We start from the raw sequence: 24,693 nt of genomic DNA on the forward strand, positions 1-24,693 counted from the left end.
GGGTTCTAGAAAAAGGACATAGAAAACCCCGAATAAGGGACTTTTTTTACTGTGTCCATTATTCGGGGTATAGTTCAGGTTATGGGGGGCCCATTAAAATATATCAACTTTCCGGCAATATTTAAGATATACAACTACTTTTTATCCAGTAAGAAGCTTGAACATATATTCATCGTTATAACAACTAATCCGGAGTGATCATGATGGGAAGAATGACTATTAAAATGGCCATTATCACTGATTGGATAGCGTCTATGGAACTGTACTTGATGGATCTTCAGACGAAAGCTGGAAAAGGATGTAGGGTGACGACACACCCATTACATAAAAATTAGTAGAGTCAAAAGAGTTAGTGAATCAAATGATAAAGGCAACTCCATTACAGCGTTTGGGTCAGCCGGCTGATATTGCAAATGCCGTGCTTTATCTAGCATCCGATGACGCTTCCTACGTTACGGGTGCCGAGCTTGTCATCGACGGCGGATACTCTGCTCAATAATAAAAGGTGAAAATGGAAAATCCCGTTTCTGAAATCCAGAAACGGGATTTTCCGATTCAACATGGAAATTTGACCTATGAGTGTAATAAGTTAAGTTAACACACCAATGAAATAGCCAAAAGTCGTAAATACCAAACACCAGCTGAAAGCCCCTGTACCTGCAAATATAAAGTACTTTCTTTTCCCCATTCCATTCATTCCGGACATGTAACTGGCGAAGTGGCGAACTCCTGGGATGAAATAGGCTATGATAATGGTCCAAGGACCGTATTTATTGAACCAATTCTCTAGTTTTTCCAACCTCGCGGGAGTCATTTTGATCCATTTGCCATGCTTTCTCAAAAAAGGCTTACCCACCTTTTTCCCGATGAAATAACTGACAAGCATCCCGGATATCGATCCAAGGAAACTGACGAGGAATGCCCCCTGGACATTCAAAACGGAGATGGATGACAAATAGCCGACAAAAGTCATCATGAACTCATCAGGTACCGGCAAGCCAATAATCCCAATGGCCAACAGTCCATATATCGCAAAATAACCATAGTTTGATATTAAATCTTTTACTATATCCATCTATAGTACTCCATCTCAGCACCCTTTTAATAAAGTAATCCAATTTCTGATGCGGGCCTGGGTAACGTGATTACTTCTTTTTAATAGGATAACCTAATTTAACCCATATGAGTTGATTTTCATAAAAAAAAGAAAAAAAAAGAAGAATGGACACGTTTTTTGTTGAAGGACTTGTATGATAATGGCAGTCAATGTTTCCCCATTACGGAAATGAAAAACGGCAAAAAAAAAGCGGACTCGATATCTGAGTCCGCTTCCTCTTATTTCACAATTTTCATTTCCTTGATCGGCCAATACACTAGATTCGCCTTGCCGACAATTTCATCGACGGAAATCGTGCCGATTTCACGGCTATCCAAACTATTTTGGCGATTGTCACCCATAAGGAACAGCTGGTTATCCGGCACTGTCATGCTGCCTGTAAGATCCTCGAGCTTGAAGGATTCAGTCAGCGGCAAACCTGCCATCTGTTTCTTATATTTGTCCAAGTATGGTTCTTCATAAGCTTTCCCATTAATATAAAGCGTATCGTCTTTATATTCAATATGGTCACCTGGCAGACCGATAACCCTTTTTATATAATCTTTATCTACCGTTGCATGAAAAACGACAATATCAAACCGGTGGATACTATCGATATTCGTTCCAAACTTGTTAAGAACAATTCGTTCGTGGTCTTGCAGAGTCGGCATCATTGACTCACCGTCCACGACAATCGGTGCAAAAATATATGTTCGAATTAAAAAAGCTAGAATGACTGCAATCCCGATCGCTTTTATCCATGAAAAAACTTCTTTTCTTTTTTCCAATTGTAGTCCCTCTCTCTGTTTTTTATTGATGCAATTATATCATAATCCTTGTATGATCACTTCATACAAATACCTACATTTTACGCATTAACAGTAATTACCAATTCCGTGTTGGATTTCGATACTTTCCAACTCTATTTCCCTGCTCTGCATTTGCGCCGGACAAATCGCATTATATGTACGGACTTTCTCATTAATATCGTCAATTCGTTTCATTAATTCCGATTCAGGTTCATTGATTTTTTTCAATCGAACCAATTCGGGATAGCAGGTAACCGGCATCCTTGGCCTTCGTCAAGAAGTCTTTCATATATATCTCCCGATAGTGCCGACTCCGGAAGCGGTTTTCCAAGGCCAGGATTATTTTTCAGCCCGCCGTCCCTTTCATAATCCTAAAAACCTGATCCATCCAGTTTACATGCCCATAAACAATCTCCCTTCAGATCAATTATAATTACATCTATTTACAACTATAGCATTTTTATCAATATCCACTCCGCCCTGGAAGATCAAATCACTGAATACCTTCTCCTATTATTTATACCAGCTTTCAGCCAAAATCATTCCACTCATCAAAAAAGGATTCCACTATTACCGGAATCCTTTTTTCCATCTATTTAACTGTAATTTTCCTTTTTACCTCTGCCTTGTTCTTCGATTTATCCGTAACTGTGTAAGTCAATGTATAGGAACCCTTTCTCTTCGTATTCACTGTACCCGTCACCTTGATTTTACTTGTCAAGTTGCCATCCAGGTTATCTTTCGCAGATACACCTGATTTAGGATTGAATGTCGAGTTGTAGGCAATGGTTTTACTCTTGGCACCGGAAATGACCGGCTTGGTGCCATCTATCGTGATCTTTCTGGTGACTGTCACTGCATTTCTCGATTGATCGGTGACCGTATACTTCAATGTATAGGTCCCCTTTTTCTTCGTATTCACTGTACCCGTCACTTTAATTTTACTTGTCAGGTTGCCATCGGCATTGTCCTTGGCACTCACGTTTGTTTTTGGGTTAAATGAAGAATTAAGTTTGATGGTTTTATTCCCAGCACCAAAAATCACAGGCTTGACTTGATCATAAACGGTTATTTTCCTTGTGGCCTTTGCAACATTCCCAGCCTTGTCAGCTACCGTATAAGTCAAATTATAGGTGCCCACTTTCTTGGTATCCACCTTACCGTCCACACGGATGGCACTCGTTAAGTCACCATCTTTATCATCCTTTGCCTTTACGTCGGTTTTAGGATTAAAAGTTGAGTTGAAAGGAATGGATTTACTAGCAGCCCCTGATATCACAGGTTTATTCGTATCCTTGATAGGGACGACAATCGATAGCCTATTGGAGATGTAAGCTGATGAAACATACCCCTTAATCTTTTTGTCCTCCGTTTGTACAGGATACCAGACAAATTTATTTCCCTTAGATTCGTGATAGTCAAATTTCCCTGTGATGATTAAGCTTGTATTGAGCGGCACAGATACTGCACCTGCCGTAGTGCTTATTTCTTTCCTGATATTCGCGCTGGATGTCGTCACCACTTTGTCTCCTGCCTTGAACCAATAAACAGAGTCATGCGTTTGATCTGTCAGTGTGTATTCCAGCTTTTTAAAGGTGATATTTTCAGTGCTCTCCCGGTCATATTGAAAGTCCGATGTTTTAAATGGATAGATTGCCAGTTTAGTGCCATTCAAAAAACTTTGGTTTTCCAATTCGGAAAATACTTCCTCTTGGTAGGCATTCGCATTTCTTTTCCCGTTTTCCTGGTAAAGAGGACTGTTCACCGGTTTTGTCCCATTGTAAGCCATTACTGGGAAATACCAATTTTCAATGACCTTGCGTCCTGCACCCTTGATCTTGGGCAAATCCCTTCTAGAATACATGTCACTCAGTACCTCGACGCCTGCCTCGATATTATAGACTATATCACTTTCCAACTTTTTCTGGTCATACCCACTTTTATTGGTAAGCTGCATTAGACCGATACCGCCATCACCGGACTTTATAGGTTGGCCCGCATCATTAAATTGCCTCCAATCCCCGTTTTCCTGCGTAGCCACCGCTTTTACTACTTCAGGGGGGATTTCAGCCACCATTGCCGCATTCGTCAGTAAACAATTAATCTGCTTATGGGAAGGATTTTTCTCCGGTTGGATTTCACCAAAAGCTGAACAGACTTTGGTTACTCCAGACTCCGCAAGAGCCTGTCCATTGAACAAACCGAATGTTAAACAGGTCATTATTCCAACTTTCATTAAAGGTATCTTCATTGATCGAACTCCAGTCTATTAATATTTAACTTTATAATAATAGTAACATGATAGACTGGTGATTGCAGGTACAAAAAGGTATATTCCCCTAAAATATCCACTATTTTTCCAGTTCAGAATAAAAGGAGCTGACCCGCATCTTCGGGTCAGCTCCTTTGTTTCAAATTACAAAACTATGTATAGTGTTGGATCATCCGATCACTTCCACCGTTTCCCTTGGTTTCCTTACAAGGCACATGATTCCCGGCACGATGAAGAAGATAAGCGGCCATACATGAAAGACCGTCAGAATGCCCGTAATGACCATTAAGATTCCGGCTCCCTTCGCTTTGCCGCCTTTTAATAGAAAGATAGCGATCAAGCCGCCTGCCAATGCAATAAACAGCGATATGACCCCCGCCCATAATAAGCCCATGAACAACTTGATTGACATATCCACCTCAGTTGTCGAAAACTCGGAATCTGTCATTAATGAGTAGTCCATCATTTCCGTCAAATCGATACTGTTGAGATAAACTGCCGCTATAATCGTCACGATTAAAGAAATCGCAGCGATACTCACGCCTATGATACTTAATACGAATTCCCATGTGCGTTTCATTTGCTTCGCCTCCCTAGAAAAGTCACTTATATATGATACCCAATTTGGGAAGAAATAAAAGACTTTTATTCCTTCCTCCACGAAATCTCGTGAGCGCCCATTGGGTATCATCCTTTTCCTGATGCATAGTAAAAGTGCCAGTGCTTAGCTCTTTTGAAAAAAGAACAGGCAGTATGGCAAAATTAAATATTAATATGATGATTGCAGCTAACCAACGCCCTATTTACGAAAAATACCCAAAGGAAAAGCATATCATTAACACCAGTTTTTTTTGGTAAAAAAAGGAAAAAGACTCTGTTTTTTTTCAGAGTCTAATAAACATTCCTATTCACGATCAACGCCACCAATTCTTCGACAGACGGCTCTTTGGGCATCATATCTTGTGCAAATCCATAGTCTTCAAGTCTTTTGCCGGTGCTTTTCCCGATTACCCCGATGGAGGCTTGATTTAGCAGCGCTTCAATATCCACGTCTGCCTTGTTCCCGTATTCCATCAGCATATCCACTGAATGCTGATTCGAAAAAAGTACCGTATCGACTTCTTTCCCGTCCAGCATTCCCGGAAGGATTTCAAGGAATCTTTCATCAACAAATTTATCGATGGATTGAAAATAAGCTTCTGCCCCATATTCCGAATTTTGTTCCTGTTCCCTATCTCCAATTACCAACAGTGTTCCAGTTTCCACCATCTCGGATTTGAGCTTGGCCATCAGTCCGCGTTGTTGTAAAACTTTCTTCGATTTCCTCGATAATACATAAAGTTCCGAAGAAATCCGGCGGTAATCAATGGCATATTCAGCTAGTAAATCTAAGAACCCATGGACACTTTCGGGTGAAGTGAAGAGAATTCGATCATACAAAAGAAACGAGAGCAGCTGACTTTCTTCAATTTTCACTTTTGCCGCATTCCATTTAGGAAACTCAATGATATCACCGCCAAGTTCATGCAGGGCTTCTGCCAATGAACTCTTTGCCGTCCCGGTCCGGGCCACTAAAAATCGTTGTCCATAAAGAGGCTTGTTTTCGAACCATTGCAGTTTGCCCCTTAGTGAAATGATATCTCCTATCAAGGTGACCGCCGGATTGCCAAGCGACCTTTCACATACCCTTTCGACGATATCGTCCAAGGTCCCCTCGACCGTTTCCTGTCTTCCATAAGTGCCCCATTGAATGACGAGTGCCGGCGTATTCCCTGGCTTTCCATGATTGATCAAATTTTCGCGGATATAAGGAAGGTTGGCCACACCCATATAAAAGGCAACCGTATCCATACTATTCACAAGCCCATTCCAATCTATATCCTTCTTCGTTTGGTCATGGGCCGTAACCATCGCAAAGGAACGTCCATAATCCCGATGCGTGACGGGAACTCCTGCGTACATGGATGCGGCAATGCCAGACGTAACCCCCGGAATGACTTCGAATGGGATCCCCTGTTCTTTCAACGATCCCGCTTCCTCCCCGACTCTTCCAAAGACGGCAGGATCACCGCCCTTCAAACGGACGACCCGATGCCCTGCCATTGCTTTGGACACAAGCAGCTCATTTATCTCCCCTTGGCTGATACCATTCGTATAAGGTGTCTTACCACAATATATCAACTCACAATCAAGAGTGGCAGCCTCCAATAGTTTGGGATTTAGCAATCTGTCATATAAAATGACATCCGCTTTTTCGATCGCCTTTTGTCCTTTTACGGTAATCAGGCCCACATCACCCGGACCTGCCCCCACAAAATAGACTTTGCCCTTGTTCATGCCGCACTCACCCTTATCTGCTTGCAATGCCCTGATAATATTTCACCAGCTCCACCATTGCACTGCCCATCCGTTGATCTTCTGGATATATGACCCGCTTGATTCCTTCATCTATTACCACTTGTGCCGTTACTTTTCCGACAGCAAGAGCAATCACATCGGATTTAAACCAGTCAATTATTTTATCTTCCACACCTTGTTCACGGGCAAATTTCATCAAATTCCGAGGCTGAGGTGCGCTCGTGAACACGACAGAATCTACCTTCCCTCCAAGAATTTCTTCGATCAGCTGACGCATCGTTTCTTTTTCGGGCGGTATATGTTCGTATGGAAGGATTTCTTTATGTTCCACTTTTTGCTCATCCAGCCAATTCATCAAAAGAGGCGCTGGATCGCCGTGAAGCTGCAAAGCGACCATTACATCTCCGGACAGATGGCCTTCCAGATTTCTAACGAGCCCTGCCGTACTGCCATCATCATCACGGATTAATGGCTGCAAGCCGAGTTTTTTCAGCATATTCACTGTTTTATAGCCCCTAGCCGCAATTTTCATGGACTGCAAAGCTTCTATGAAACGATTTCCCGCTTCCATCTTCAATGCCGTTTTATATAATAGTTCCGTCCCCACCCCCGTCGTCAGGATGATCCAATCGAACTCTCCTGCCATCAAACGGGTGACATCCTCTTCCAAATGGGAATCATCAAGGAATACCGTCCCCTGTGCTGGACGAACGAGCGGGACTCCCCCAAGATTATCAACGATTTTACTAAGTTCTTCCGTCTTCCTCGCTCCCAATAAAGCAATGGTCCTGCCATTAAGCTTACTCATCCATGCCCCTCCTATATGTACATTCATTTTTGAAACCTCTAATCCATCTCAACCATTATACAAATTTTCAGTCTTTGAAACTATAAAAAACAAAAGTATCTGCGCCTTTTTCTTTCTTTTATCCTCTATTAAATTATAGGTTAGCAGCACTTTGCAGAAAGCAGCATTACCCTTGAACTTTCATTTCCTGAAGTATAAATGCATTAAATTGAATTCATTTTCACCATCACACGTAATGGTATGTATGGCATCCGACTTAATGAATGCTTCACCATCAAGCTCCCCCACTTCGTTCACCATTGAAATTACAAATATATCATCTTCCAGGTTTTTAATAAAACCCTGCACATCACCATATCCCGCATTAAAAAGTTCAACTGAAACCATGAAGTTATTTTCATGTGCAAAATCCAGAAAACTCAAAAGTAAATCTTCATTTCCATCAACGAATTCAATATGATTTTGTTTTTTTGCCACATATAATCTCTTGATTTTCTTAATGTATTTCGTATTGAGATTGATTTGGTGAATGCTTTCAAGATAAAGTAAACTGTATCCATCATACAGCCCGGTTGAAGTAATATTAGCTGCCACTACAAACGCATCTGACACTTTTAGTATCTTAGCCACACCAAATTTCCTTAAATCATTTGTATCCGAGTATAATTCGACAAACTCTTCTCTTTCAGAAATTTTAAGCAATTGTTTTTTCATCTTTCAATTCCCTTTCTCCGAAATTATTTATAAGCCCAAATTCTTCATTAAATTTAAATTCTCTCCTTTTAACTTTCCTTCCAAGTAAAAAAAAGACTGCCACCAGGACAGCCAGTTTCCATTTATCAATTCTTGTGCACGGCCCTTTGGGCAATTTGCTCATGTTCTTTTTTCACAAAAACATCATATTGAGTAGTTTTATGGCGATTTTGAAAATCCTGGGAACCTAAATTCATAGGCGTTTTCGTTTTGAATTGTATACCCTCGTTTTCCAATTTCGCTATCACCTTAAAATAATTATCATTTCCAAATGCCGTATAGATACAAGTCCAGTATTTATAGGAAATTATTTTGACAGTTAATACACATGCAATCACGACGACTAGTATTCCAATTATGATATACACCTTTTTAGCTCCTTTATTTTATTTCGGAAAATCCCTTCTTTACACTATATTCTTTGCTTCATGTATCATCTCCTTTTTAAACTGCCTTCACTTTGCTCAGATCCGATCCGACAACTACTGCAAACGGTGCTACTATCATGTAAAAAAAACCTAATTAATATTTTTGTTTGTTGTAATGTTATAGTGCTATGTAGTACAATAACATTGTGAAATAATTCACAATGTTATTGTTTATTACAGATCTGCAAACATAAAAACATGCAACCTGAAAAATTTTTTACAACCTCTTGTGAAATATTTCACATATTAAAAGGATGGAGATACCCTTTTAAGGAAGTTTTTTACTTTCGAAAAAATTGGAGGTATTCATTATGAATTCTACACAGGGAAATAAAGTCGTTTTAGTTGGTACTGGTGCAGTTGGATCTAGTTATGCCTATGCTTTGATGAATCAAGGAATATGTGATGAGTTGGTTCTTGTCGATTTGAATCAAGAAAAAGCGAAAGGCGATGTTATGGACCTAGATCATGGTCTTGTGTATGCGCCTAGTGCCATGAATATAAAATCCGGATCATACGAGGACTGTAGGGATGCTGCAATCGTAGTCATATGTGCTGGAGCCGCTCAAAAGCCTGGAGAAACCAGGCTAGATCTTGTAAGGAAAAACATGAACATTTTTGAATCGATCGTAGGCAGCATCATGAAAGCTGGATTTAATGGCATTTTCTTGGTCGCAACGAATCCAGTAGACATTTTGGCATATGCGACATGGAAATTTTCCGGTTTACCGAAAGAAAAAGTGATTGGTTCAGGGACTATATTGGATTCTGCAAGATTCCGCTCTTTATTAGGGCAAGAATTTAATACCGCACCTACAAGTATCCATGCCTATATCATTGGTGAACATGGTGATTCACAACTTCCGGTTTGGAGCTCTGCCAATTTTTCCGGATTGCAGATAGCTCCAAAATTAAATGAAGCAAGAAAAAAAGAGATTGCCGTTCAAGTCCGTGATGCTGCATACCAGATCATTGAGTCGAAGGGTGCTACGTATTATGGAATCGCCATGGGATTGGCGAGAATCACAAAAGCGATATTAAAGAATGAAAATGTCGTCTTACCGGTTGGCTCATTGTTGGAAGGCGAATATGGCCATAGTAATGTTTATATTGGTACCCCTACAGTCATTAATCGCACAGGCGCAAAAAACATTGTCGAGCTTACCCTAAACGAGAGCGAAAAAGAACAGTTTGCCCGCTCTGTTCATACGCTTCAAGATATTCAAGCCCAATTTTGGGAGTAGTTCATACACTAACCAGAATTTCTTACGCAGGGAGCTGTCATTATGTTAGTACAAACATACAACCCATTTAATAATCTTGCCATTTCAGCATTAGTTGCAGCTATACCGATCCTTTTATTTCTATTATGCTTGACGATTTTTAAGATGAAAGGAATCCACGCAGCCCTTCTAAACTTATTTGTTACCTTTCTTATCGTCCTTTTCCTCTTTAATCTACCTTTGGGAGAAGCAATCGGAAGTGTGGTTCAAGGTACGTTCCAAGGGATATGGCCGATTGGCTATATCATCGTGATGGCGGTCTGGTTATATAAAATCTCTGTTAAATCCGGAAAGTTCGAGGTGTTACGCGGTAGCATAGCAGGGATTTCACAAGACCAACGCCTTCAGCTCTTACTTATTGGTTTTTGCTTTAACGCCTTTCTTGAAGGAGCAGCAGGTTTTGGTGTACCGATCGCAATCTGCGCCGTCCTATTGGTTTCATTGGGATTCAAGCCTTTACAGGCAGCGATGCTCTGTCTAATAGCAAATGGTGCTTCGGGAGCATTCGGGGCAATCGGTATACCGGTTGGTATCATCGGGACATTCGGCTTGGAAAATGTAACATCGATCAATGTGTCCATGATAACAGCCTTAACACTGCCGCTCATTAACTTTACTATTCCGTTTTTATTAATATGGCTGATGGATGGCGTTAAGGGGATCAGAGAAGTATTGCCGGCCATATTAGTGACTTCGACTACTTATACAGTGTCCCAGGCGATCATGACCGTTTTTGTAGGCCCAGAGTTAGCTGACATTATTCCATCTCTCTTAACCATGGGGGTGCTGGCGTTATTTCTTAATAAGTGGCAGCCTAAACATTTATTTTTACTCAACGGCAAGGAATTTGAATTCGAAAAACATTCAATGGGTGATATCGTAAAGGCATGGTCTCCATTTTATCTATTGACGCTATTTGTTCTGATTTGGAGCTTTCCTGCCTTTAAAGGACTGTTCTCTCAAGGAGGTATCCTTGAATCGGCTGTCCTGAAATTCATATTTCCGGGATCTTCGATTACGATCGGCATTGATTTAATCGGTGCAACGGGAACAGCGATCTTATTGGCTGCGCTGACGACCATCGCTACGACGAAAGCCATTAATGTCAGTGAAGGTCTTTCCCTCCTAAAAAAAACGGTTTTAGAGTTTCGGATTCCAATCATCATGATCTGTGCGATCATCGGCATAGCCAAATTGATGTCATATGGTGGATTAACAAATGTTTTGGGGGAAGCGGTTGCGACAACAGGACAAATCTTCCCGCTATTATCACCGCTATTAGGATGGATCGGCGTGTTCATGACTGGATCTGTAGTGAATAACAATTCGTTATTTGCTCCAATACAGGCTACGGCAGGCAACATCATAGGGACAAACTCATCATTATTGGTTTCCGCAAACACTGCCGGGGGCGTCATGGCAAAGCTCGTTTCTCCACAATCGATTGTAATCGCGACGGCTGCAGTTGGCGAAACCGGAAAAGAATCCGCTTTAACGAAAATGACATTGAAATACAGCTTTGGGTTATTAGCCTTCGTGTGCATTTGGACATTTATTTTATCGCTATTCTTTAATTGAATCCAAGTAAAACTCACGGCTTCGAAAAAGACTGCATCCAAGATGATCAGTTCATCTTGAATGCAGCCTTTTTTACATTTGGCTGTTTTCACATACTTTGTTGCTATTTACCAGGTAGTGAGTTGTGGTTGATTTCCCCTCCAGATGCTCGCTTTCCGCGGGGCGGGCGGTGAGCCTCCTCGGCGTAAACGCCTGTGGGGTCTCACCTGTCCCGCTGCTCCCGCAGGAGTCTCGCACTTCCGCTCCAATCAACCTTAAATAGTTTCGTTTTAAAAACAACAATCTTTACGAAAAGAGCCTTACATTTAAAGCAAAAGCTCTTGTCCTTCCTAGCCGGTTTATTTTTCCGGCACGTTACAAGAACCGTCCGTACAAGCATCGCCCGTTGCTGGATCATTCACCATTTGCAGCGGATTTTCCTCAGCCCATATTTTTTTCAGCGTATCCAGGAACGCCTCTGCTGACTGTGCGCCGGAGATGCCATACTTGCGGTTAATGACAAAGAATGGAACGCCTGTAATTCCAAGCTGGCTTCCTTCCTGCTCATCGCCCCTTACTTCCGTCGTGAATGCCGTTCCTCCCAGCATGGCTTCTGCTTCAGACTTATCAAGGCCAGCCTCTTCAGCTAAATTAACCAATATAGCATGATCGCCAATATGCTTGCCTTCGGTAAAGTATGCTTTGAACAGGATCTCGTTCATTTCATTCTCTTTACCTTTTGATTCAGCGAAATGCATCAAGCGGTGAGCATCGAAAGAATTCGTTAAAACCACTTTGTCCAAATGATATTCGAGACCCAATTCTTTAGCCTGCTGTGTCAGGTTTTGATTGTTCGCTTCCACATCCGCGTGAGACATGCCGTATTTCTTGGCCAGCATTTCATTTTGAGACATATTGATATCCCGCTCAGCCTCTGGGTTCAACTCAAAACTGCGAAATGAAACCTCTACCTGAGCTTTATTTTCAAATTGTTTCAAAGCCTCTTCGAATCGACGCTTCCCTATATAACAAAACGGACATTGATAATCCGACCAAATTTCCACCTTCATGTAAATACCCCCTCATTTAAATGCAATCGCATTAAGCACATTATATAATCTTGGGTATCCTCTTGCAAGGATATTACCCTAGACACTCATTTTCAAAATTGGCCAAATCGACTTTTTTCATGAATTCTTCTAATGTATAGCCCTTTAATAAGCGCAATGTTTCCTTTTCGGCCTCATTCATGATTTCCTCCAAAGCCGTATCCAGCTGCTTCCCTACTTCACCGCATTCGCTCGTTTCCATACAAACTAGACATTCCGGCCGTACCGCTTGATACACATCTGCCAAAGTAAGCTGAGAGGCAGCCACCTTCAAGCTATATCCGCCTTCCCGTCCTTCCTTTGTTTCGACGATCCCCGCCGCTGCAAGCTGAGCCATCACCCTTCGTAAAAAAGTGGCATGTGATTTAACCTTTAAGGCGATTACGGAACTTGTAAGGAGCTTTTCGCTTTGTGCGAGCCAAACCAGAGAGTGAATGGCAATAGCAAACCGCGGCGGTCCAATTTGATTATTTCGATTACCTGATGACATGCTTATCCCCCTTACACCCCTATCCATAGTAAGCCCATTATACTATGTTACGTTCTCCCGAACAAATGGACCCTTGGACTTAATCGATTCAAACATATAGGCTAAATGGTAAATCTGTATCACAGGAGATCTTCCATGAAGGAAAAATCCCCCTATTTACTCGTCATACTTGGCGCAATACTGTCATCTTTAGTTTTAGCGCCCTGCTATTGGCACCCGCTTTATTCATAATGGATATCAGCTGGATCGGCACAACGGGCAGGATGCCGTCAGCCTATGAAATATCGGATAAGATCACCTTAGATATTGCCTTAAATTCGCTACATAAATTAAAACCAATCATTCGCATTTTATGAAAGACGGATTTATTCATTCGTATACCAATCCCCAGTTTCAAAAGTTGGTGAAGAAAATGAAATTAGGACAATCCATGTCACGCCGTGGAAACTGTTGGGGTAATGCCTCGCAAGAATCATTCTTTGGTCATTTTAAAGATGAAATGGATTTAATCAACTGTAAGACCTTAAAAGATGTGAACCGCAAGTAAAAAGTTATATGATCTATTACAACCATTATCGAGGACAATGGAATCTAAAAAAGATGCCGCCTGCAAAATAAAGACAGCATCTCCTTCAGGTTGCCTAACTTTTTTTTAATGTCCTTTACAAAGGGGACAATTCAGACATACCTAGCCTTTTTATAAAGGATGTTTAATTAATTCCTTATCCAGAAATTTGGTTTGTAGGACTATACATATAGTTTCTTAGTAATATGAATACCAACCCTAATATTAACGATAATAATCCCACTAATACGACGTATTGTGTACCTAATTCTGAAATAAATAATCCACCTGCAGCTGTGCCAATTGTTGTTCCTAAGTTAACGGATGATAAAAATAATCCATTAGCGAAATCAGGAGCTTCTGGAGCTGCAGACGTAATCCAATATTGATTAATATTAGTTCCTATACCAGCCAATATTCCCCAAATCAAAGTAATGATAGCCATAGGAAAAGTAAACTGTCCTAATAAGAATAATATGATATAAACGGCTCCCAATGCAAAAGGAAAAGATACTACAGATTTGATGGCATCTTTAGTAAGTAACTTCCCTGCCACAATGTTTCCAATAATATTTGCCCCCCCGAATATGACTAACATTAAACTAATCGATTTCCCGGAGGTATTCGTAACGGTTTTAAGATACTCAGCAAGATAACTATACACCCCAAATACGGCTGAATTTAGTAAAATGACAGCAACAATGGAAAGCCAAGTAATTGGTTTTTTTAATACCGATAATTGAGCTCCGTAAGAAAGTCTTTCTTTAACAGGCATAGAAGGGAAAAATGCTAATGTAGCCATAAATACTATAAAGTTCACGATGGCAAAAAATGCCATTGATATTTGAAATGAAACTGTGCTGGCAAGAAAACTTGCGATAGGTACACCAAGTACCATTCCCGCAGATACTCCAATAAAAACTTTTGAAACAGCTTTTGGAGCTTCTTCTTTACGAACTGAGTTAGTAGCCAATGTAAAAGCTGCTGAAAAATAGATTGGATGAAAAATGGCTGGTATCACACGCGCAATTATTGCAATGGCAAAGTTAGATGTAAATATAGAGACAATGTTACCTAGAATGAAAATTCCAAGTACAAGTAACATTGCCTTCTTGCGATTTATCCCCGAAAATAATAACGGCATAGTTGGACCAGACATTGAAACAGTAAGTGCGAAGAGACTCACCAGCCACCCGGCCTTAGATACACTGATATGAAAGTGATCAGCAATGTAGGGTAATATCCCTATAACCCCCATTTCAGTATTTATGATGCCGAAAGCCCCTATCATCAATATATATATAAGTAAATTATTTCGTTTAAGCAAAAAGCAACTCCTATCTTCAATTATTTACAATTAGGCAGAAACGTTTCTCCACATTCTTATGCAGGTTCAGGCATTGTATCAAAACAAACTACTGAGATCTTAATTTCATCATATCCCCCCTTCCGATCATCCTCTTTTTAATCAAGTTTTTCGATTGTAACTTTAAAATCGTCATTTATGCTTTTAAGTTTTTCTACTCCAGATTCGATCTTACCTAATTTGATCAATCCATTTGAAAGCCCATGATCCCCATAAAATAAAGTAATATTTCCCCAAGGGGAAAAATAAGCAAAGTCTCCAACTGAAGGGTCACTGCCAGATGGTGCGTCTTTAGTAGTTAATCTTTGGTCTAGGACACTAATTTTTTCGATATTCGCATAATCTTTAAAAGTAACTGTTAATGGCAGTTGGTCAAAAAAATCTCTACTTGTTGGATTATCGTACAATTTCACAATTACTATTCCTTTATTACATGTCAATTTCACTCTAACGTCTTGCATATTATTAAGACCCTCATTATCTTCACTATTCTGATTGTCGGTTTTATCAGTTTTAACTACATTATTAGTACTTGAATTAGTATTTACATTATCATTGCCATTGATGTTTTTTTCATTATTACTACTGCCACAAGCTGTTAGAAACGTTGAAGTAGCCAATATAGATTATCCTAAAGACTGTTATTAGTAAAAAATTGCCCCCAACAAGCTAAGAGGCAGTTTTTTAATCATTTCGTTAATGGTAACTTCCATTAGATAACTTGTTTCGTTGGGCGAATCAAAATTTCGCTTACCGCAACCGTTTCAGGTGTGCTAATCACATAAGCCACTGCATCTGCGATATCGCTTGATTTCAAAGAAAAACCTTCTCCTGAATCCATAAGATTCTTTACCCATTCTTGATCTTCAGGAGTATTAATTGTTGTATAAAGTTCAGTACTTACAGCACCTGGTGAAACAATAGTTGACCGAATATTATTTTCTCTTTCTTCCTGGCGCAGTCCCTCCATAATCGCTCTAACTGCAAACTTTGTACCGCAGTATACGGCAGATCCCGGGTAAACAACATGACCAGCTACGGAATCAGTTGAAATAATATGACCGGACTGTTGCTTTTTCATAATGGGTAATACAGCAGCCATTCCATTTAAAACACCCATAATGTTAATGTCTAACATTTGACGCCATTCATCAAAGCGTGTTTCCGAAAGTGGCGCAGTTGGCATGACTCCAGCATTGTTGTAGAGCACATCTACACGGCCATATTTTTCGACCGCCAAATCTATAACTGCTTGAACTTCCTCCTTTTTTGATACATCTGCAACAGCATAAGAAATTTCAGCATTTGGTAATGATTCAACAAGAGCTTTCAAGCGATCTTCACGACGAGCCGCAATCACTAATTTCGCTCCTTCTTGTGCAAGTTTCTTGGTCGTTGCTTCACCAATCCCACTGGATGCACCCATAATAATAACAACTTTATCTTGAATATTAGACATAATTAATAACTCCCTTTCTTATGTGTATTGAAAAACTATAATAGTGTATATTTACTTCGCTTAACAAAAAAATCACCATTTGTTGATTAATCAACATCCGTTTATCATTATAAATAGAAACAGGATTCACTCACAATGGTTAAATGAACGCGATTTGTTGATTATTGAACAAACCAAATAAAAATGTTGATTATCTTTAGGGAGGTATTGTCTTGTAAATTCATCTTCTCTATTCGTCATATCCGCCAAGTATAAAAAACGACATATGGTAATCCTTAACAAAACCCATGTACCATTGACACGCAAAGCTCTCTACGTCTTTCCACACAAGCCTTATTTTTTCTTCAGATTTTCTTTGAAGAAGGACTCAAGCTTGTCAAAGGGGATTAAATTCACCCGATCGTACAGATCCACATGACCTGCGCCCGGAACAATGTAGAGTTCCTTCGGTTCGCCCGCTAGCATGTAGGCGTCTTCGCTGAACTCTCTGGAATGAGCGTTTTCACCCGCGATGAAAAGCATGGGACGAGGAGAAATCGTCTCTATATCTTCGAACGGGTAGAAATTCATGAACTTGACGTTACTGGTAAGCGTCGGGTGTGTCGTGAGTTCAGGTGACGAACCTTTTGGAGTGAATTCGCCCCTTGGAGTGCGGTAGAAGTCATAAAACTCACGCTCAATGGCGGTCGAGTTTTCATTTAACTCATGCACTGTTCCGCCGGTGTATTTGGTTTCACCGCCCGTGAACTCCACATAGCGTTGCTCGGCTGCCTCTGCAATGATCTTCTTTCTTTGCTCAAGTGTCAGGGAATGTTTAAGCCCATTACGATTAGCAGCACCCATGTCGTACATACTGACTGTCGCAACGGCTTTCATGCGCGGGTCGATCTTGGCTGCGCTGATGGCAAAGCTCCCGCTGCCACAAATCCCAAGAACACCAATCCGATCCCTGTCAACAAACGGCCGGGTGCCCAGGAAATCCACCGCAGCACTGAAATCCTCGGCATAGATATCCGGCGAAACAGCATTGCGAGGCTGACCCTCACTCTTTCCCCAGAAAGACAAATCCAAGGACAAAGTAACGAATCCCAGTTCAGCCATTTTTTGTGCATACAGATTCGCACTTTGTTCTTTTACTGCGCCCATAGGATGCCCGACAATGATCGCCGGATTTTTGGTGTTCTTCTTCAAACCTTTGGGAATAAAAAGATTCCCTGCAACTTTCATGTTGTATTGATTTTTAAACGAAACCTTCTTCATGTTTACCTTGTCGCTCTTGTAAAAGTTGTCTGCTCCATTGGACATGTCTGGCTTGTATGCAACGTCGGTCTTGGATGCAGCGTCAACGCCGGTCTTGAATGCAAAGGTGGCCGCGGATAAAAGCAGGCCCAGTGCTATCACTGTGAGTACACGCGTGATAATAGATTTTTTTTTCATTTTAAAATAACACCCTTTCTTTTTTTGTTTTTGTAAATCATTCTTTTGTAACTATAATGGTGAAATTGACTTCGTTCAGAAAAGAAAACATCATTGATTGATTAATCAACATCTGTTTATAATTATAAATAGAAACACGATGCTCTCAATGGTTAAATGAACGCAATTCGTTGATTACTCAACAAATCAATAAAAATTGTTGATTATTTTTAGGAAAGTCTGGTGACCAAACAATGTCGAAAATAGATAGAAGAATAACCAAAAGCCAAGAAGCCATTAAAAAGGCTCTAATCGAACTGATGTCTGAAAAAAGTTTTGATGACATTACCATTCAGGATATTGCAGACAGAGCAAATGTTAATCGAGGAACCATCTATCTTCATTACTTAGATAAATTTGATCTATTAGATAAAGTCATGGAAGAACATATAAACAACATGAGTAATTTTTGTGAGTCGGCAACTGAAATGGATTATATAGAATCGACTGTACACTGTATGGAATACTTTAAGAGTAATTATTTATTCTTTTCGACGATGTTAGCGAGTGAAGGAGCTCCAAATTTTCGCAGTCAGTTCCTTAAGTTTAATATCGAGGAGTTTAAGAAAGATGTGGACATAACAAAAGGAAAAAATCACAGTCAAAATGAAGATGTAATTGTTCAATTTATTGCAAATGCTTACGTAGGGGTAGTGGAATGGTGGTTAAAGAATGGAATGCCTTATCCACCTCGTGTCATGGCAGAAAAAGTGGGGGATTTGTTAGAGAGGATAGTATAATTACTATTATGAAAAACCTTCTTAAATAAGTGTAGAAGAAAAAGTGACTTTTACTAGGATAGTGGTCTCTTCTTACTTATTAAAATACAAATTGTGAATCATTGCACTTAAACTACCGGGTGGTTTAGTTGATTAAAGATTACTAAAAAAAGAATTCATTTTGAACTCTTTTTTCAAAATGAATTCTTTTTATTTACGCTAAAAAGCTCAAATAATGTATCCTTTTTAAACATTTCCCGAGGTCGGCCCCCATATTTGGTCTTTTTCTTCCGTCTATAAGCCTGCTGATTCCATAACTCCATTTACCACCTTTTGCCCGGTCTCGAATACTACTGAATGATTTGCACATTCCCATATAAATATGCTTCTTCCGGTGCCTTTATTTTCTTCGACTTTTTTAAATCGATCACAGGTACAGCTTCCCCTTTATAGCTTCCTTTTTTTAATGTACCCGTAATGGTGTACCAATCATTCGTCTTCATCCCTTCTACATTCCCATTGACCATATATCCATATAGCGTCGCATCCACTACACAGCAGGACATGGAGAGGCGGGAGATGGCCATTTGTTTTTCTGTAAAAGTATCCTCACGATAAATGAACCCCGTAAGCTCTATTTCTTTCCCCTCAATCGTATCGAGGTTATTCAGTAAATCATCCAGTACCTCAAAGTAATTATCATCCGTAACGGTAATTTTCTCCCCATTCGTATGTTTCCCTTTATCATACGAGCTTACCTTCTGTGGCTGCTGGTTCGCCATCCCTCTTTTCGCCAGCACTTCCCCGCTTAATGTAAAATCGGTCAAGATGAAGCCCAGAAGAATCGGAATGAAGAACAAACTATATTTCAGGACCAGCGCGGATGGGGAAGACTCTCCGTCCGATTCACAATCACAATGATGTACACCATGTTTTTGTTTTTTCATACGGAGAAGACTGATCACTAAAAAAGCAAAAAGCGCAGCCAATGCATATGGAACCATTTTGGGCGCAATCAATTTCGTTAAATGTCCCGAAACATACAATTTAAAAATCATGAGGCCCAGTCCAAGCAGTAGCAATCCCTCAAGTCTTTGGATAAAAAAACGTTTCATCAGAAGCCCCCCTTACTGATCAATTCCGCCTGAAATCAGGCATAGGCTGAAGACGACTGCGAAAACAAGCAAGACATATGTTACGACAAAGCTCCGTTTAAAGCAGGACATCATGATCAAGATATTTTTCAAATCCAGCATTGGCCCAAATACAAGGAAACCCAGTATCGAACCTGGTAAAAAACTATTGGAAAAGGAAGCGGCAACGAATGCATCAGCAGATGAACAGAGTGAAAGCACAAACGCAATCCCCATCATCAATGCCGTGCCTTTTATCGGCGCCTGACCAATATCGGCCATTACGTTCCGATCCATAAGCACTTGAAATATACTGGCAAACAAAGCCCCGATGATAAAGTATCTGCCGACCATAAAAAATTCCTGTGAAGTATGATCAATGAAGCTTGTCCATTTAGTTGATCGAATATCATGTTCATGCCCGTGAACCACTTCAAATTTCTCCTCTTTCACCACATCTTTATTGCTGAATATATAAATGAATAAACCTACGATTACGGATGTCAGGACGCAAAGAATGATTCTTCCATATAGAATGGACGGGTTATTTTGGAACGCATAATAAGTTGAGCCGAACACGATGACATTCAATATTGGGGCAGTTACGAGCAAGACAACACCTGCATGGACCGGGACACCCTTTTGAATCAATCTCCGTACGACCGGGATGATTGCACATTCGCAGACCGGTATGATCAGCGCTGCCCCTATCGCAGCAAAAATAGCTGTCATTGGTCGTTTTGGTATCATTCGCTGAATGATTTCCTCACTGATGAACAACTGGATGAACGAAGATGCAATAGCACCCAGGAACAGGAAAGGAATCGATTCTAAAAACAACCCCAAAAACACGACGAACACAGAGTGAAGCATCGGGTAGCCCGAGAGATCAATCCCTTTTGGAATGAACACATCGCCTAGAAAAAAGAATGCCAGCAGTAAAAACAATAGAATCAATAACAGCAAATTACCCGTATAACGTTTCAAAAGCATGTTCAACCACCTCGCAAATCATAATTATTACGATTTAAGTTTCGAATCGGTCTAGTATATGCTTTTGATAGGGGGAACATGACAAAAAACAAAAGAGAATGGAAGACATTCCTCCACCCTCATTTATTTCTTCGATACAAATCCCTGCTCTTGTACCCTTCTCCTAGAATCGTTTTCATTTCCTGGCGCCGTTTCACTTGGGTCGCCTCTTGTTTTGCACTATACACGTAGCGAGCCCAATCTTTACGATAGCCTGGGGTAAGTGATTGATAGAACGCAAGCAAATCAGGGGAATCCTGTAAATCATTCTCAATTTCAGAAATCATTTCGATATAATCATCCACCGATTGGCTTGCCTTGGTAGATGGACGGTTTCTATTTGCCGAATCCTCTTTCAGTCCGACTACCGTAAAGACATCATCCAATCCAACCATACGTGCAAACTTCATGTCACTCGACCCGACATAACCGTTTTCATCCGCCCCCAGGCCTTGCATCAAATCATCACGATGGATATATGCATCATATTCTTTATTTCCCTTCTTGGGATATGCCAAAAAGATATAACCGTTTTTACTCAGATAATTTTTCTCGATCACCTTACCCACGATTCCTTTTAAAGAATCCATATCAAATACAAATGCAAATATAAGATCATATGCACCCTTAGTAAGCTCTGTATCGTAATCAGGCAGCTCCGCAAAATAATCCGCCCCTGCTGGCAGATCCAAGACAGCCACCCGTTCATATTTATGTAAATTCAGTTTTTCGACTATTGTTTTAGCCATCGGTATCACCCGTCCCATTTCGTATAGTCTATTTTCAGTTTAAAAGTTTCCCATTTGGCCCGCAACTTTTCTTTCGATAAAAAAGCAAAAAAGACGAAGAGTGAACCTCTGTCTTTTTTATTATAATCATTCTATTAGTAATCAATCTTCTTCGAGTTTCTTTTTCCCTTTGAATGCTAGCGGTAAGTACATACTTAGCAATCATCTTTTAACGTAATTTAATGGAACCGCCTTCAACCATGCCCCGGCTGCAAGCATATGAATTTTTTTACCCTTCTCTTTTCAGATAATGAAGTGCCTTTATGATAAACTTATATGGTAGAGTGTTATGAAAGGAAGAAACTCCTGGCCTGATTTTTTTTAACTCAGCTTATATGCAACATCCATGATTTCCGTTAAACAAGTAATGCGTCAATTGCAGGCATAAATCTAAGTTTTGTGCATAGCATGATAGGGTATCGATGCTCAAGAAAAATTCAAAACCTTGGAAATTCAGTTTCTTCCGCTAACAAGCAGAGCGAATCTTTGGAATCATGCTCATACCAATGAAACATGCCTTTTCGAGGTATCTCTTAGCTCTTACTCAATAGACCTTCCTTTCAAGCATATGCCGCGCCCCTACAATCATGAATCACACATATTCCAGCAATGAATCGAAATCATGAATCCATTTGTTATCCAAATCGGTTTAAAGTTTTTTAAAATAATTTCCCATCGCCTTATTCGTCATGCAGTCCGATATCCCTTTATTTTTCTTAAATATCAAAAAATCAGTGATGCTTTCAAATGGGGGTGCCACAAAAGGGGGAGTTCACATGAATTTTATCGAGTATGATTTGCTATTCGAATCAAGAAACCAATTAATAGAGGAAATTATGGATTTGGATGAAAATATGCTGAACCATAGGCCTGTGCCTGAGGTATGGAACATCGCCCAAATTTGCCATCATTTATATCTCACGGAACAGGTGTTTACTGAAGCTATAGCTTATGGCCTTCGAGAAAGGGATTTTAATAATATCATTCAAAAAAACATTTACTTTGTTACTGATAGAACAAGGAAATTTGCATCCCCTGATAACATTTCACCCTCAGCAAACCCATTTCAATTATCGACCCTCATGGATTTACTGGGAGAATCAAGGGATCGATTATTACAGGTTCTTTATGATATGGATACAGATACCATCTTAAATAGAAAGAAGGCCAAGCATCCCATGTTCGGGGACCTCTCTTTGGATCAATGGATTGAATTATTATCCTTACATGAACAAAGGCATATCAAACAGATACAAGAAATAAAGTCATCGTTATAATGATCCCTCCTGCCGCTGGAATAGACATGATTTAATTCTTCTGCCGCTACCTTCCCTTCCTCATGGTTGACTCAATTAACAAGGAAATAGAAAAAGAAAACAGCTTTTGATTCATCATAATTTTTTCATTAATGGCATAGAGCAGCCAGGATTTAAAAAAAGCTAGGCACTCAATTCTAGGGAGTGCCTAGCTTTTACTGTTTTCAAATGAAGGTAATTTTTTTCTGCATTTTGTGCTAATGTGATTTGCCTTTCTCTCGCAGTTCCTAAAACGAATAGCTGCCCTCACTTGTTTATAGATCGCTTTGTATTCAGTATTATTAATCGCACTATAAGCCATTTTTCACTGAGAATTTGTTACCGCCAAATATCTGTTTTCTCTTTGTTAATTAAACGATGATGTACGTTTAAGTTACCCTTCTCCCTTTCTTTTTTTTATAACTTTTCTGAAATTACACAAAATAAACCCATTAAAATTTTTGACTTACTGATAAAAATGATGTACATTACCTAGTGAGGCGAACAATTTTTATATAAACAGACAAAAATATTCGTATATAGAGGTGCATATCATGGAAAACGTGTTTGATTATGAAGATATTCAATTAATTCCTGCAAAATGTGTAGTAAACAGTCGTTCTGAGTGTGATACATCCGTTATGTTGGGTAAACATACATTCAAGTTACCTGTAGTACCTGCCAATATGCAAACGATCATTGATGAGAAGATTGCCATTTACTTAGCTGAAAACGGTTACTTCTATGTAATGCATCGTTTTGAACCAGAAAAGCGTCTTACTTTCATTAAAGATATGCACTCACGTGAATTAATCGCGTCCATCAGTGTCGGCGTTAAAGAAGAAGAATACGGATTCATTCAACAATTATCAGATGACAACATTGTTCCTGAATTCATTACGATAGATATTGCTCACGGTCACTCCAATGCCGTGATAAAGATGATACAGCATATTAAAAAACATTTACCTGAAAGTTTTGTCATTGCAGGGAATGTGGGAACTCCGGAAGCGGTACGGGAATTGGAAAATGCCGGTGCCGATGCTACAAAGGTAGGCATTGGGCCAGGGAAAGTATGCATCACTAAAATCAAGACTGGATTTGGAACGGGTGGCTGGCAATTAGCTGCACTTCGCTGGTGTGCAAAAGCGGCTAGCAAGCCAATCATAGCTGACGGCGGTATTCGCACGAACGGTGATATAGCTAAGTCAGTTAGATTTGGGGCTTCCATGGTCATGATCGGTTCATTATTTGCTGGACATGAAGAATCTCCGGGTCAAACGATCGAGAAAGATGGAAAAGCTTTTAAAGAATACTTTGGTTCAGCTTCTGAATTCCAAAAAGGTGAAAAGAAAAACGTTGAAGGCAAAAAGATGTTTGTCGAGCACAAAGGTTCTTTGGAAGATACGTTGAAGGAAATGGAACAAGATCTTCAGTCATCCATTTCTTATGCCGGTGGAACCAAGTTGGATGCCATCCGGAATGTGGATTATGTGGTCGTTAAGAATTCTATCTTTAACGGTGACAAGGTATATTAATTATTATATTCCACAACCTGGTGAGCAAGATACTTTATTAAGTACTTGCTCATCTTTACGTTGGAAGGTAATTCCTTTTTTATACTGATAACTCATTAATCCTATTGTATATCTCTAAGGTCATTTATGAATGAATTATCAGACAAGCAGGGTTAAGCCATTTCCATATGCTGAAGGCCCTAACCTCTAGCATATGGAAATGGCTTTTTATTTTTGCGTATCATTTTTTATACTTACAAAGACTAGTAAAATCCAGATAATTAACCTATATGCTCGTTTTAATATGAAAAGGCTCTTTTCGTAAAGATTGTTGTTTTTAAAACGAAACTATTTAAGGTTGATTGGAGCGGAAGTGCGAG

Annotated in this window: 23 protein-coding genes and 1 pseudogene; 6 read left to right on the forward strand and 18 right to left on the reverse strand. The window is 39.9% G+C overall.

What is annotated here, in order from left to right; all coding sequences use genetic code 11:
• Positions 1-331 precede the first annotated feature (331 nt).
• Positions 332-499 (forward strand): annotated as a pseudogene (locus N9I19_RS20010) (SDR family oxidoreductase); the annotation flags it as partial.
• Positions 500-589: 90 nt separating this feature from the next.
• Here N9I19_RS20010 and N9I19_RS20015 read toward each other — a convergent pair.
• The 9 genes from N9I19_RS20015 to N9I19_RS20055 form a co-directional block, all read right to left on the reverse strand.
• A complete protein-coding gene (locus N9I19_RS20015) occupies positions 590-1,075 on the reverse strand; it encodes a DedA family protein (RefSeq protein ID WP_061464436.1) in 486 nt (161 codons plus the stop codon).
• 260 nt (positions 1,076-1,335) lie between these two features.
• Positions 1,336-1,884: a signal peptidase I gene (lepB, locus tag N9I19_RS20020; RefSeq protein WP_317778778.1), complete on the reverse strand. Its 549-nt coding sequence runs from the start codon at positions 1,882-1,884 to the stop codon at positions 1,336-1,338.
• 87 nt (positions 1,885-1,971) lie between these two features.
• Entirely contained in the window at positions 1,972-2,166 is a 195-nt protein-coding gene (locus N9I19_RS20025; RefSeq protein WP_317778779.1) for a hypothetical protein, read from the reverse strand.
• A 331-nt stretch (positions 2,167-2,497) separates the two neighbouring features.
• Complete coding sequence (locus N9I19_RS20030; RefSeq protein ID WP_317778780.1) at positions 2,498-4,156, reverse strand: immunoglobulin-like domain-containing protein; 1,659 nt, start codon at positions 4,154-4,156, stop codon at positions 2,498-2,500.
• Between the two features lie 190 nt (positions 4,157-4,346).
• Entirely contained in the window at positions 4,347-4,757 is a 411-nt protein-coding gene (locus tag N9I19_RS20035) for a DUF4064 domain-containing protein (RefSeq protein WP_317778781.1), read from the reverse strand.
• Between the two features lie 311 nt (positions 4,758-5,068).
• Complete coding sequence (gene cobA / locus N9I19_RS20040) at positions 5,069-6,514, reverse strand: uroporphyrinogen-III C-methyltransferase (protein WP_317778782.1); 1,446 nt, start codon at positions 6,512-6,514, stop codon at positions 5,069-5,071.
• Between the two features lie 13 nt (positions 6,515-6,527).
• A complete protein-coding gene (locus N9I19_RS20045; protein ID WP_317778783.1) occupies positions 6,528-7,343 on the reverse strand; it encodes a uroporphyrinogen-III synthase in 816 nt (271 codons plus the stop codon).
• Positions 7,344-7,523: 180 nt separating this feature from the next.
• The gene (locus N9I19_RS20050) at positions 7,524-8,057 is read right to left on the reverse strand and encodes a hypothetical protein (protein WP_317778784.1); all 534 of its coding nucleotides are present in this window, start codon (positions 8,055-8,057) and stop codon (positions 7,524-7,526) included.
• Positions 8,058-8,182: 125 nt separating this feature from the next.
• Positions 8,183-8,464 carry a hypothetical protein gene (locus N9I19_RS20055; protein WP_061464443.1) on the reverse strand — a complete coding sequence of 94 codons (282 nt, stop codon included), beginning with the start codon at positions 8,462-8,464 and terminating at the stop codon, positions 8,183-8,185.
• A gap of 371 nt (positions 8,465-8,835) precedes the next feature.
• Here N9I19_RS20055 and N9I19_RS20060 point away from each other — a divergent pair, with 371 nt between their 5' ends.
• Positions 8,836-9,768 (forward strand): L-lactate dehydrogenase, encoded by a 933-nt coding sequence (locus N9I19_RS20060; RefSeq protein WP_089363594.1) that lies wholly within the window; start codon positions 8,836-8,838, stop codon positions 9,766-9,768.
• 42 nt (positions 9,769-9,810) lie between these two features.
• Complete coding sequence (locus N9I19_RS20065) at positions 9,811-11,385, forward strand: L-lactate permease (RefSeq protein WP_317778785.1); 1,575 nt, start codon at positions 9,811-9,813, stop codon at positions 11,383-11,385.
• A 338-nt stretch (positions 11,386-11,723) separates the two neighbouring features.
• On the opposite strand, the gene N9I19_RS20070 is transcribed toward N9I19_RS20065, so the two are convergent.
• The 6 genes from N9I19_RS20070 to N9I19_RS20100 form a co-directional block, all read right to left on the reverse strand.
• On the reverse strand, positions 11,724-12,434 hold the full coding sequence (locus tag N9I19_RS20070; protein WP_317778786.1) for a DsbA family oxidoreductase: 711 nt from the start codon (positions 12,432-12,434) through the stop codon (positions 11,724-11,726).
• Positions 12,435-12,507: 73 nt separating this feature from the next.
• The gene (locus N9I19_RS20075) at positions 12,508-12,963 is read right to left on the reverse strand and encodes an RrF2 family transcriptional regulator (RefSeq protein WP_089363590.1); all 456 of its coding nucleotides are present in this window, start codon (positions 12,961-12,963) and stop codon (positions 12,508-12,510) included.
• Positions 12,964-13,685: 722 nt separating this feature from the next.
• A complete protein-coding gene (locus N9I19_RS20085; protein ID WP_317778787.1) occupies positions 13,686-14,855 on the reverse strand; it encodes an MFS transporter in 1,170 nt (389 codons plus the stop codon).
• A 137-nt stretch (positions 14,856-14,992) separates the two neighbouring features.
• Complete coding sequence (locus N9I19_RS20090) at positions 14,993-15,514, reverse strand: cyclophilin-like fold protein (protein WP_317778788.1); 522 nt, start codon at positions 15,512-15,514, stop codon at positions 14,993-14,995.
• Positions 15,515-15,606: 92 nt separating this feature from the next.
• Positions 15,607-16,353, reverse strand: a complete 747-nt coding sequence (locus N9I19_RS20095) for an SDR family oxidoreductase (protein WP_317778789.1) — start codon at positions 16,351-16,353, stop codon at positions 15,607-15,609.
• 333 nt (positions 16,354-16,686) lie between these two features.
• Positions 16,687-17,790 (reverse strand): alpha/beta hydrolase, encoded by a 1,104-nt coding sequence (locus tag N9I19_RS20100; RefSeq protein WP_317778790.1) that lies wholly within the window; start codon positions 17,788-17,790, stop codon positions 16,687-16,689.
• 233 nt (positions 17,791-18,023) lie between these two features.
• On the opposite strand from N9I19_RS20100, the gene N9I19_RS20105 reads away from it, so the two are divergent.
• Positions 18,024-18,569: a TetR/AcrR family transcriptional regulator gene (locus tag N9I19_RS20105; protein WP_289319875.1), complete on the forward strand. Its 546-nt coding sequence runs from the start codon at positions 18,024-18,026 to the stop codon at positions 18,567-18,569.
• A gap of 329 nt (positions 18,570-18,898) precedes the next feature.
• Here N9I19_RS20105 and N9I19_RS20110 read toward each other — a convergent pair whose 3' ends face one another.
• The 3 genes from N9I19_RS20110 to N9I19_RS20120 form a co-directional block, all read right to left on the reverse strand.
• Positions 18,899-19,663: a TIGR03943 family putative permease subunit gene (locus N9I19_RS20110; protein ID WP_289319874.1), complete on the reverse strand. Its 765-nt coding sequence runs from the start codon at positions 19,661-19,663 to the stop codon at positions 18,899-18,901.
• Between the two features lie 12 nt (positions 19,664-19,675).
• A complete protein-coding gene (locus tag N9I19_RS20115) occupies positions 19,676-20,674 on the reverse strand; it encodes a permease (protein ID WP_317778791.1) in 999 nt (332 codons plus the stop codon).
• 119 nt (positions 20,675-20,793) lie between these two features.
• Positions 20,794-21,462, reverse strand: coding sequence for a YdeI/OmpD-associated family protein (locus tag N9I19_RS20120; protein ID WP_089363583.1), 669 nt, complete (start codon positions 21,460-21,462; stop codon positions 20,794-20,796).
• An 815-nt stretch (positions 21,463-22,277) separates the two neighbouring features.
• On the opposite strand from N9I19_RS20120, the gene N9I19_RS20125 reads away from it, so the two are divergent.
• Positions 22,278-22,778: a DinB family protein gene (locus tag N9I19_RS20125; RefSeq protein WP_317778792.1), complete on the forward strand. Its 501-nt coding sequence runs from the start codon at positions 22,278-22,280 to the stop codon at positions 22,776-22,778.
• Between the two features lie 572 nt (positions 22,779-23,350).
• A complete protein-coding gene (gene guaC / locus N9I19_RS20130; RefSeq protein WP_317778793.1) occupies positions 23,351-24,334 on the forward strand; it encodes a GMP reductase in 984 nt (327 codons plus the stop codon).
• Positions 24,335-24,693 lie beyond the last annotated feature (359 nt).

Origin of the sequence: Peribacillus sp. CSMR9 (assembly GCF_033141925.1) — a bacterium.
GTDB classification, from domain to species: Bacteria; Bacillota; Bacilli; order Bacillales; family DSM-1321; genus Peribacillus; species Peribacillus simplex_A.

Coding starts and splice junctions, on each gene's coding strand:
- N9I19_RS20015 (WP_061464436.1), bottom strand. CDS start 1,075: ATGGATATAGTAAAAGATTTAATATCAAACTATGGTTATTTTGCGATA.
- N9I19_RS20025 (WP_317778779.1), bottom strand. CDS start 2,166: ATGCCGGTTACCTGCTATCCCGAATTGGTTCGATTGAAAAAAATCAAT.
- N9I19_RS20030 (WP_317778780.1), bottom strand. CDS start 4,156: ATGAAGATACCTTTAATGAAAGTTGGAATAATGACCTGTTTAACATTC.
- N9I19_RS20035 (WP_317778781.1), bottom strand. CDS start 4,757: ATGAAACGCACATGGGAATTCGTATTAAGTATCATAGGCGTGAGTATC.
- cobA (WP_317778782.1), bottom strand. CDS start 6,514: ATGAACAAGGGCAAAGTCTATTTTGTGGGGGCAGGTCCGGGTGATGTG.
- N9I19_RS20045 (WP_317778783.1), bottom strand. CDS start 7,343: ATGAGTAAGCTTAATGGCAGGACCATTGCTTTATTGGGAGCGAGGAAG.
- N9I19_RS20050 (WP_317778784.1), bottom strand. CDS start 8,057: ATGAAAAAACAATTGCTTAAAATTTCTGAAAGAGAAGAGTTTGTCGAA.
- N9I19_RS20060 (WP_089363594.1), top strand. CDS start 8,836: ATGAATTCTACACAGGGAAATAAAGTCGTTTTAGTTGGTACTGGTGCA.
- N9I19_RS20065 (WP_317778785.1), top strand. CDS start 9,811: ATGTTAGTACAAACATACAACCCATTTAATAATCTTGCCATTTCAGCA.
- N9I19_RS20070 (WP_317778786.1), bottom strand. CDS start 12,434: ATGAAGGTGGAAATTTGGTCGGATTATCAATGTCCGTTTTGTTATATA.
- N9I19_RS20075 (WP_089363590.1), bottom strand. CDS start 12,963: ATGTCATCAGGTAATCGAAATAATCAAATTGGACCGCCGCGGTTTGCT.
- N9I19_RS20095 (WP_317778789.1), bottom strand. CDS start 16,353: ATGTCTAATATTCAAGATAAAGTTGTTATTATTATGGGTGCATCCAGT.
- N9I19_RS20100 (WP_317778790.1), bottom strand. CDS start 17,790: ATGAAAAAAAAATCTATTATCACGCGTGTACTCACAGTGATAGCACTG.
- N9I19_RS20105 (WP_289319875.1), top strand. CDS start 18,024: ATGTCGAAAATAGATAGAAGAATAACCAAAAGCCAAGAAGCCATTAAA.
- N9I19_RS20110 (WP_289319874.1), bottom strand. CDS start 19,663: ATGAAACGTTTTTTTATCCAAAGACTTGAGGGATTGCTACTGCTTGGA.
- N9I19_RS20115 (WP_317778791.1), bottom strand. CDS start 20,674: ATGCTTTTGAAACGTTATACGGGTAATTTGCTGTTATTGATTCTATTG.
- N9I19_RS20120 (WP_089363583.1), bottom strand. CDS start 21,462: ATGGCTAAAACAATAGTCGAAAAACTGAATTTACATAAATATGAACGG.
- N9I19_RS20125 (WP_317778792.1), top strand. CDS start 22,278: ATGAATTTTATCGAGTATGATTTGCTATTCGAATCAAGAAACCAATTA.
- guaC (WP_317778793.1), top strand. CDS start 23,351: ATGGAAAACGTGTTTGATTATGAAGATATTCAATTAATTCCTGCAAAA.